The following is an 8898-nucleotide window of genomic DNA, read 5'->3' as shown; positions in this document are numbered from 1 at the left end:
GTCCGCGGTTTCGGCGGCGCCTTCCCCGGCTGATCCGGAAACTCGTGGGCCGCTGACCGATCTCGAACGCGCGCCGGCTGGAGTTCGGGATTCGGCAGCGTTGAACGTGCGTGCGGAGTGACGAGTACCGACATAGGGCAGCCCATAAACAAACCATAGGTTTGTTTATGGGCTATATTTCAGTATGCATGTCGTGCAAAGATGGACTTCAGGAAACTGTGAATCCAATTCTTCCTGACGGCAGGCGGCAGTTCGGGTGGTGGCGATGGAACATCGGACAGCCGCGCGGGTGGGGACGTCGTCAAGCGCCGAGGCCCTCTGGAAAGGCGGTCTGTGGGCGATCGCGGTCGTATTCATCGTCCCAGCGCTGCTGTTCGCGCTGGCGCTGTGGCGAGGGTGGGGTGGCACGTTTAAGACCACGGTGGTTGTCGACGTGGGCCTGCTGGTGTTCGCTCTCGTCGCGACCGGGTGTACCGCGTGGGCTGCCTGGAGAGGACGCGGCAGCCGCCGCCGCAGCTGGCTGGCGTTGGCGGGTGGGCTGGCGGCCTGGTCGGTCGGCCAAGCCATCTGGTGCTACTACGTGGTGTGGCAGGGAAGTGATCAGATACCGTTTCCTTCCTCGGCGGCTGCTGCGTACCTGCTGTTTCCGGTCGGCGCATGTGCGGCGCTGTTGCTGTTCCCGACCGGCGACAGTGGACAGTCCCGTACCCGGCTGATTCTGGACGGAATCATCGTGGCCGGTTCACTGTTCGTGATGTCGTGGGTGAGCGTGCTCGGCAGCGTCTACCGTGCGGGGAGCGCCACACCGGTCTCCCTCGTGTTATCCCTCGCCTATCCTGTCGCGGACCTGGTGATTGCGACGATGGCGATTGTGGTGCTGACTCGAGCGCGGGCCGGGCAGCGCTTGACCATGGGACTCCTGTGCATCGGGATCATTCTGATGGCGTTGTCGGCCAGCGCAGTCTCGTACCWGACCGCGCTGGGCACGTATCACAACGGCGGCGTTACCGACCTGGGCTGKGTGGCCGCCTTCGCCGCGATTGGTCTGGCGGCGCTGTCGAGCACCCGCGAGCCGTCACCCGAACCGGTTCCGGCCCAGATTCCGTCTCGAACACGGTTGTGGTTGCCGTACCTTCCGTTGCTGCTGGCCGCCGCCGTCGGCCTACAGCAGGAGCTGCCCAGCCTGGGCTCCGGGCCGATTCCCGCTGCGATCATCGTCCTGGTGATCGCCTTGCTGGCACGGCAGTTCATCGTCTTGGCCGAGAACCGACGGTTGTTGCTCACCGTGGCCCGGCAGGCCTTCCGCGACCGACTGACCGGACTGGCGAACCGTGCCTTGTTTCTCGACCGGCTCGACCAAGCAGTGCAGCGCCAGCGCCGGGAACTCACCCCGATCGTGGTGCTCTGTGTGGATCTCGACGATTTCAAAACTGTCAACGACAGCCTCGGCCATCCCGCCGGGGACGAGCTGTTGATCCGCGTCGCCGAACGGCTCACCGGGTGCATGCGGAGCACCGACACCGTCGCCCGGCTCGGAGGCGACGAGTTCGCGGCACTGGTCGAAGGCAGCGTCCAAGATGCCCTGTCGGCCGCGGATCGGGTACTGGAGGCATTCACCCCGCCGTTCATCATCGACGGTGTCGTGCTCTCCATCCGCCCCAGCATCGGGCTCACCATTTCCACTGTCGCCGGCGCGACGACCGAGAGCCTGCTCAAACAGGCAGATCTGGCAATGTATGCGGCCAAGCGCTGCGGTGGTGGTTGCCTGCGCAGTTACGTGCCGGACCCGGCCGACTCCGACGCGAAGGACGCGCTGACCTGCGACGACAATCCGACTCACAGCCTCGGACCCGGGGAAGCCACGAACACACCGCGACACGCACGGCCCGTGACGGATCAGGTTGTAGCCGGAGGGGACGTCGTGTCGGTGCCGAGGTCTGCACACAACCGACACCGACCGGCTCGGGTGAGCTGGGTGTCGCCATCCGATCGGGCGCGGCGTGGCGTCATGGCGGGGCTGGGGATTCTGCTGATCGGTGTGGTCCTGTTCGGGATCGTGCTGGGGGCAGGTGATCAAGCGGGTTGGATCGTGCTGCACGGAGTGCTCTACAACGGACTGGCTTTGTCGGCCGCCTTTCTGGTTGCGGCTCGCGCGTGGTGTATTCCGACCGAGCGGCGGGCGTGGTGGCTGATCGCGCTGGGAATGACCAGCTGGTGTGTGGGCGATGTCGTGTCGATGTCGTGGCTGCCTGACGGCCAGTCACCATCGGTGGCCGATCTGCTGAAACTGGCGTTCTACCCACTTGTGTACGCCGGGTTGGTGGTGCTCCTGCGCTCGCGAGCGCGGCGGTTGCCGACCGAGATCTGGTTGGACGCCATCACCGCAGGGTTGACGCTGGCGGCGCTGGCAACGGCCGTCGCATTCGGTCCGATCGACTCGGCCGCCGAAAGATCACCCGCGGCGGTGATCGTCGGGTTGGCCTACCCGGTGGGAGACGTGCTGCTGTTGGCACTCGCGGTCGGGGCACTCGCGGTGCTGGGGTGGCGGGCCGAGCCGCGGTGGGTGCTGCTGGTCGCGGGGTTCGTGCTGTTCGCGGTGGCCGACACTGTCAACCTGTTCCGCACTGCTGCCGGTCACGTGGAGGTCACGTGGATCGACGCGCTCCCGTACGCCGCCGCGATGCTCGTGGCCGTGGCCAGTTGGCGAGCCCCCGGCCGACGACAGTCCGGTCAGCTACCGGGACTGGGTATCTGGGTACCCCCACTGGTGTGCACCGCCGCTTCGGTGGGGCTGCTGGTCCTCGACCACGATGCACGGTTGCCGGGGCTCGCGGTGGTGCTCGCCGCGCTCAGCCTCGTCACGGTCGCAGCCCGATTCGCGGTGACGTTCCGGGAAGTCGTCGTCCTGGCCGACAGCCACCGCCAGGCGAGCACCGATGACCTCACCGACCTGGCCAATCGTCGGGCGATCATGGCGGCGCTGACGGCAGCATACTTCGACCAGGCGGCACAGCCTGGGACGGGGCAGGGGCCGGGGCCGGGCCTGCTGCTGATGGATGTGGACCGCTTCAAGGAGATCAACGACTCGTTCGGACGTAACGTGGGCGATCAATTGCTGTGCCAGATTGCCGACCGGCTGGCCAGATCCGTGCGACCGGGTGATCTGGCGGCACGCCTCGACGGAGACGCCTTCGCGGTCCTGCTGCCGGCAGGAATCGACCTCACGGACGCCCGGGCACTGGCCGGTCAGCTCCTCGAGGCAGTAAACGAGCCTTTCGACCTCGACGAGGTCACGGTGCGCGTCGAGGCGCGGATCGGGATCGCCCTCTGCCCCCAACACTGCACAAACCCTCAGGATCTGCTGCAGTGCGCCGGAGTGGCTGTGTATCGCGCCAAGTCCACCCGCCGCACGATCGCGGTGTACGATACCGCCGAGTACCAGCGCAGCATCGAGGAGAGACAGACCATCGACGAGCTGCGCACGGCGATCGATGGTGGCGAGCTCACGTGCTACTACCAGCCGAAGGTCAGTGCCTGCGACGACCAGGTGCACGGCGTCGAGGCTCTCGTTCGGTGGGAGCATCCCCTCCGCGGCTTACTCCTACCCGATCAATTCCTTCCTCAGGCCGAACAGTCAGGATTGATGCGTCCACTGACAGCGAGAGTGCTGGAGCTTGCGCTGGGTCAGGCGCGGAGCTGGCTCGATCACGGTATATCGCTGACCGTCGCAGTGAACCTGTCGGTCACGAATCTGCTCGACGCAGACCTGGTCGCGGAGATCGACCGACTCCTGGACGACCTTCGGTTACCCGCCGACACGTTGATCCTCGAGATCACCGAAAGCGTCCTGATGACCGACTATCGGCGCGCCAGAAGGGTGGTCGAGGCGCTGCAGGGTCTGGGAATCGGATTGTCGATCGACGACTACGGCACCGGCTGGTCCTCTCTTGCCTATCTGCAGGACCTCGCCGTCGATGAGCTGAAACTCGACCGGGTCTTCGTCGCCCGCCTCGCCAGCGACCCTCGATCCGTCGCGATCGTCCGATCGACCGTGGAGCTCGCACACAGCCTGGGCGCGTCTCTGGTCGCGGAAGGCGTCGAAGACGAACACACCCTGCGTGCCTTGCGTCGATACGGCTGCGACGTCACCCAGGGGCATTACCACGGCCGCCCGCTGCCCCCCGACCAGCTCGACCTTCGGTTGCTCGGCCGACACCGTTGATGCATACGCGGTGTCAGGTGCGCGGGATCGGGAGGCTCTACGTGAACAGGCCCTGACCCCAGTACTGCCCCTCGGCGAGGCCGGGCGGGCAGGCGAAGAGGGCGGACCCGACGTGCTGGATGTACTCGTTCATCGCGTCGGTCCTGGACAGGTTGAGCTGCATCGGCACGAACTGTTCCTGCGGGTTGCGGCAGTAGGCGATGAAGAAGAGTCCGGCGTCGAGGTGGCCGAAGCCATCGGAGCCGTCGGTGAAGTTGTATCCGCGACGCAGGATCTGGATGCCGCCGAGTTCCTGAGCGGACGCCAGTCGCACGTGCGCGTCGACGTCGATCACCGGGTCGTGACCCTTCTTGGAATCGAGGTCGAGTTCGTCGAATTCCGCCTTGCCGCTCAGGGGAGCGCCAGTGCCCTTGGACCGTCCGATCACGCGTTCCTGCTCGCCGAGCACGGTGCGGTCCCACTGCTCGATGAGCATGCGGATCCGCCGCGCCACGAGGTATGCGCCGCCGCCCATCCACGCCTGGTCGTCGCCGGAGCCCACCCAGACGTGCTGGTCGAGGACGCCGGGTTCCTCGGCCTTGATGTTGTTCGTTCCGTCCTTGAACCCGAACAGGTTTCGCGGCGTGTCCTGAGTGGTCGAGGTCGACGAGGTGCGGCCGAACCCCAGCTGCGACCACCGGACCGAGGCCGTGCCGAACGCGACGCGCGCCAGGTTGCGGATGGCGTGCACGGCCACCTGCGGGTCGTTGGCACACGCCTGGATCGCGATGTCGCCGCCGCTGCGCGCCGGGTCCAGGTTGTCCGCCCGGAAGTGCGGAAGGTCGACGAGCGCGGCAGGCTTCTTGGCCGCGAAGCCGAACCGGTCGTCGAACAGTGAGGGCCCGAACCCGATGGTGAGGGTCAGCTGGGACGCCGGCAGGCCGAGCGCCTCCCCGGTGTCGCTGGGCGGAACGTAGATGCCGTCGCCGATGGCACCGTCCGGGGTGGCCTCCTCGCCGGCGGTCATCCGCTCGGCCATCACGGTCCACTTCTTCAGCAGCGCTTCGAGCTCCTCACGGGACTTCGTGGTGACGTCGAACGCCACGAAGTGCATCCGGTCCTGCGCGGGCGTCACGATGCCCGCCTGGTGTTCGCCCCGGAAGGCGACGACGTCGGCGTGCGAGAGCGGGGGTTCGGCGGCGGTGGCGCGCCCGACCAGTGCACCGGCGCCGGCGAGGGCGGCTCCCGCCCCGACGGCGCCGAACAGACGTCGTCGGGACATTCCCTTGCGCTCGTCCACCGAGGTGGTCGTGTCGGTCGTACCGGTTGGATCAGTCATGATTATGCGCCTGCTACCACGCCTTGAACCTGGCTGACCTCGGCCGAGAGGGCGTCGATCTTGCGCGAGAGTTCTTGGCGCTGTTGTTCGTTGACAGTGTCGTAGAAGACGAACCCGTCACCCTGGCGGTATTGAGCGAGTTCGGCATCGAGGTCCGCGAAACGCTGGGTGATGTTCGCGGCCAATTCGGGATTGCGTTCGTCGATGATCGGCTGCAGTGCGGCGACCGCGGCCTGCGAGCCGTCGACGTTGGCCTGGAAGTCCCACAGGTCGGTGTGCGAGAAGATGTCTTCCTCACCGGTGATCTTCGACGTGGAGATCTCGTCGAGCAGCCCCTGCGCGTCGCCGGCGATCTTGGTGGGGTCGATCGTGTAGTCCTCGGCGTTCACCTGGTCGGCGAGGTACTGGACGTCGACGACGAGTTGGTCGGCGATCGCGTTGGTGTCGGGTTGGGGACCGGTGACCCACAGATCCTTCTCGAGCCGGTGGAAGCCCGTCCATTCCTGCCCGGGTTCGAGGTCGGCCTCCCGCAGGTCGAGCTTGGGGTCGAGTTCGCCGAAGCTCTCCGCCTCGGGCTCGATGCGCTCGTAGTAGGTGCGGGAGACGGGGAAGAGGGCCTTGGCCTGCTCGACGTTGCCCGCCTTGACGGCGTCGACGAACTGCTGCGTCGTGTCCTGCAGGGCGACGACCTGGCTGCGGATGTAGCGGCGGTAGCCGTCGGCGGCCTCGGCGAGCTGTCCGCTCTCGTCGGACGCGCTCATCGAGTCGCCGGTGACGGTGAAGTCCTGACGGATGCCGTTGCCGACCATGCCGGGCTTGCACGCGAGCTGGTAGGTGCCTGCGTCGGGCAGCGACACGATGAGCTGGCGGGTGAGCCCGGGACCGATGTTCTCGACCTCACCCATCGCACGGTCGCCCTCGGCGAATACGTAGAACTCGGTGACCTTGCTGCCGTTGTTCGTGACTTGGAACGTGCTGTTCCCGGTGGTTCCGGAGTCGGCGCTGACGTCACACGTGTCGTCGTTCGCGGTGACGGTGATGTCGTCGGTGCTCGCGGTCGACTTCTCGGTGCAGCCTGCGAGCGCCAGCGGCAGCAGGGCGGCCGAGGCGAGGGCGAAGGTGGTTCGGCGCGTGGTCTTCATGGGCGGAAGGTGCCTTTCATGAAACGGTCTCGTCGGGGGTGGGGGAGGCGGTGCGCTCGGGTGCCGTATCGGTTGCAGGAGCCGCGGGGGCCGGTGTGGGTGCGGAAACGGGCCGGAGGAACAGGAACAGGACCACGACGACGTACACGACCCAGGCGACGGCCTGCAGGACCGTCGGGTCGGGCCGGAAGTTGAAGATCCCGGCCAGGACGGTGCCGTACCAGCTGGACGCGTCGTAGCCGTCCGAGATGTCGAAGGCGAGTGCCGAGCCGCCGGGCAGGACGCCGCCGATCTGCAGGGCATGGATGCCGTAGCCGAGGATTCCGGCGGCGACGATGATCAGGAAGATGCCGGTGTACTTGAAGAATTTCGCGAAGTCGAGCCGGACGGCGCCGAAGTACAACAGGACCGTCACTATCGCGGCGGCGACGATACCGAGCAGGAGGCCGACGAGAGGCCAGGCGCTACCCGCTGTGTTCTCGGCGTACCCGACCATCAGGAGCGCCGTCTCGACGCCTTCCCGGCCGACGGCGAAGAACGCGAGGGTGAGCACCGCGATGGGCCCCGCGACCAATGCTTTCTCCATGCCCGCCTTGAGATCGTGGGAGATGGTCCGCGCGGCCTTGCGCATCCACAGCACCATGACGGTGACGATCGCGACCGCGACGAGGGACGCGACGCCGGCGATGACCTCCGCGGTGAGTCCGGTGACGGTGGACGTTCCGTAGTGGATGACGAGGAAGATCGCGGCCACCATCGCGACGGCGATGCCGACGCCGAGCCAGACCCACTTGAGTGCGTCCTTGCGCTCCGCTTTCACGAGGAACGCGGCAAGGATCATGACGACGATGCCTGCCTCGAGGCCCTCGCGCAGACCGATCAATCCACTGCCGAACAGCTGTGTGGCGATCGACGGCGCGGTCCCTGCGGCGAGGACGGACATGCACACTCCTGGGCGAGGCGGGGTCGAGCCGAGTGGTCCGCAAGGTTGGGTAGGCAACCTTGCGATAGGCAAGGCGAACCTTAGGCCTGTGGAAAACATACACCGCGCCTCCTTGTCCGAAGAAGCCCTCACCAGCACTTTTACAACCCTTTACCTTTGGTGTGTTGTCACGCCGTGACCCGGCTCGGTGTGGGAGCGGTCTCGGGTGGCCGGGATCGACGAGTTTCGTGTGGATGATGGAGACGTGAACCGATATCCCGTGCGTCCGAAACGTCGTTCCCGATGGCCCGGACCGCTGTTCGCTCTTCTCGCGGCGACGGTGGTCGTGGTTCTCGCCTACGGCGCATGCTCGCGGGAGCAGCAACCGAGGATCGCGATTCCGGAAGGCATCCCACCCGGGCCCGGCGCGGCGACCCCGCCGATCGACATCAACGCACCCGGGCGTTCGGCGGATCAGCTGCACGGATGGTCTGCCGGGCTGGCCGACTCGATCGGCGTCGGGAGTACCGCGCTCGAGGCGTACGGCTACGCGGCGACGGTGATGGCCGAGACGAAGCCGGAATGCGGAATCGGGTGGACCACCCTCGCCGGAATCGCGAGTGTGGAGAGCCGGCACGGCACCCACGCCGGTTCGGCGGTCGGGCCCACCGGTCAGGTGACGCCCGAGATCCGGGGCATCCCCCTCGACGGGGGACCCGGTGTCGCCGAAATCCCCGACACCGACGGCGGGGCGATGGACGGCGACCCGGTGCACGACCGCGCGATGGGTCCCCTGCAGTTCATTCCCGAGACCTGGAAGCGGTGGGGGGTCGACGCCAACGGTGACGGCGTGGCCGACGCCGACAACATCGACGACGCAGCGCTGACCGCCGCCCGCTACCTCTGCGAGCGGGGCGGCGACCTCACCGCTGCGGAGGGCTGGCAGTCGGCGCTGATGGCCTACAACCTGTCGGGCGAGTACCTCACGCTGGTACGCGACCGTGCGTCCGCCTACTCGGTCGGAGTGCGCCCGTAATCCTTCCGCCGCCGGTTCGTGACGTGATCGACGCCACATCGGTAGGTGTCGCGCGGGCGGCTCGCCGTCCGCGGGGCGCGCCATCCCGCGCCGGTTTCGGTGTGCCGTTACGCTGTGTGCTGGCACGATCTGGTGTCCCTGGCACGATCGGACCGGTCGGTGCACAGTGCGAAGCCCATATAAGGAGAATCAGCAAGTGGCCATCATTGAGCAGGTCGGAGCCCGTGAGATCCTCGATTCCCGTGGTAACCCCACGGT

Annotated in this window: 5 protein-coding genes; 2 read left to right on the top strand and 3 right to left on the bottom strand. The window is 66.9% G+C overall.

The features are described 5' to 3' along the window. Positions 1–265 precede the first annotated feature (265 nt). Positions 266–4222: a diguanylate cyclase domain-containing protein gene (locus AC1D1G_RS36735; protein WP_477955982.1), complete on the top strand. Its 3957-nt coding sequence runs from the start codon at positions 266–268 to the stop codon at positions 4220–4222. 37 nt (positions 4223–4259) lie between these two features. On the opposite strand, the gene efeB is transcribed toward AC1D1G_RS36735, so the two are convergent. Genes efeB through efeU form a run of 3 tightly spaced genes read right to left on the bottom strand, consistent with a single transcriptional unit; the run spans position 4260 to position 7625 of the window. After that, positions 4260–5540 carry an iron uptake transporter deferrochelatase/peroxidase subunit gene (efeB, locus tag AC1D1G_RS36730; RefSeq protein WP_477955980.1) on the bottom strand — a complete coding sequence of 427 codons (1281 nt, stop codon included), beginning with the start codon at positions 5538–5540 and terminating at the stop codon, positions 4260–4262. A gap of 2 nt (positions 5541–5542) precedes the next feature. Continuing rightward, positions 5543–6682 carry an iron uptake system protein EfeO gene (gene efeO / locus AC1D1G_RS36725; RefSeq protein WP_280781462.1) on the bottom strand — a complete coding sequence of 380 codons (1140 nt, stop codon included), beginning with the start codon at positions 6680–6682 and terminating at the stop codon, positions 5543–5545. Between the two features lie 16 nt (positions 6683–6698). Next, entirely contained in the window at positions 6699–7625 is a 927-nt protein-coding gene (gene efeU / locus AC1D1G_RS36720) for an iron uptake transporter permease EfeU (protein WP_280781463.1), read from the bottom strand. Between the two features lie 244 nt (positions 7626–7869). Between efeU and AC1D1G_RS36715 the strand changes: the two genes are divergently transcribed. Beyond that, positions 7870–8640: a lytic transglycosylase domain-containing protein gene (locus AC1D1G_RS36715; protein ID WP_280781464.1), complete on the top strand. Its 771-nt coding sequence runs from the start codon at positions 7870–7872 to the stop codon at positions 8638–8640. Positions 8641–8898 lie beyond the last annotated feature (258 nt).

It is taken from the genome of Rhodococcus sp. P3_B8, from assembly GCF_056402775.1.
The sequence above is the reverse complement of the archived record's forward strand: the minus strand, read 5'-3'. Positions and strand labels throughout refer to the sequence as shown.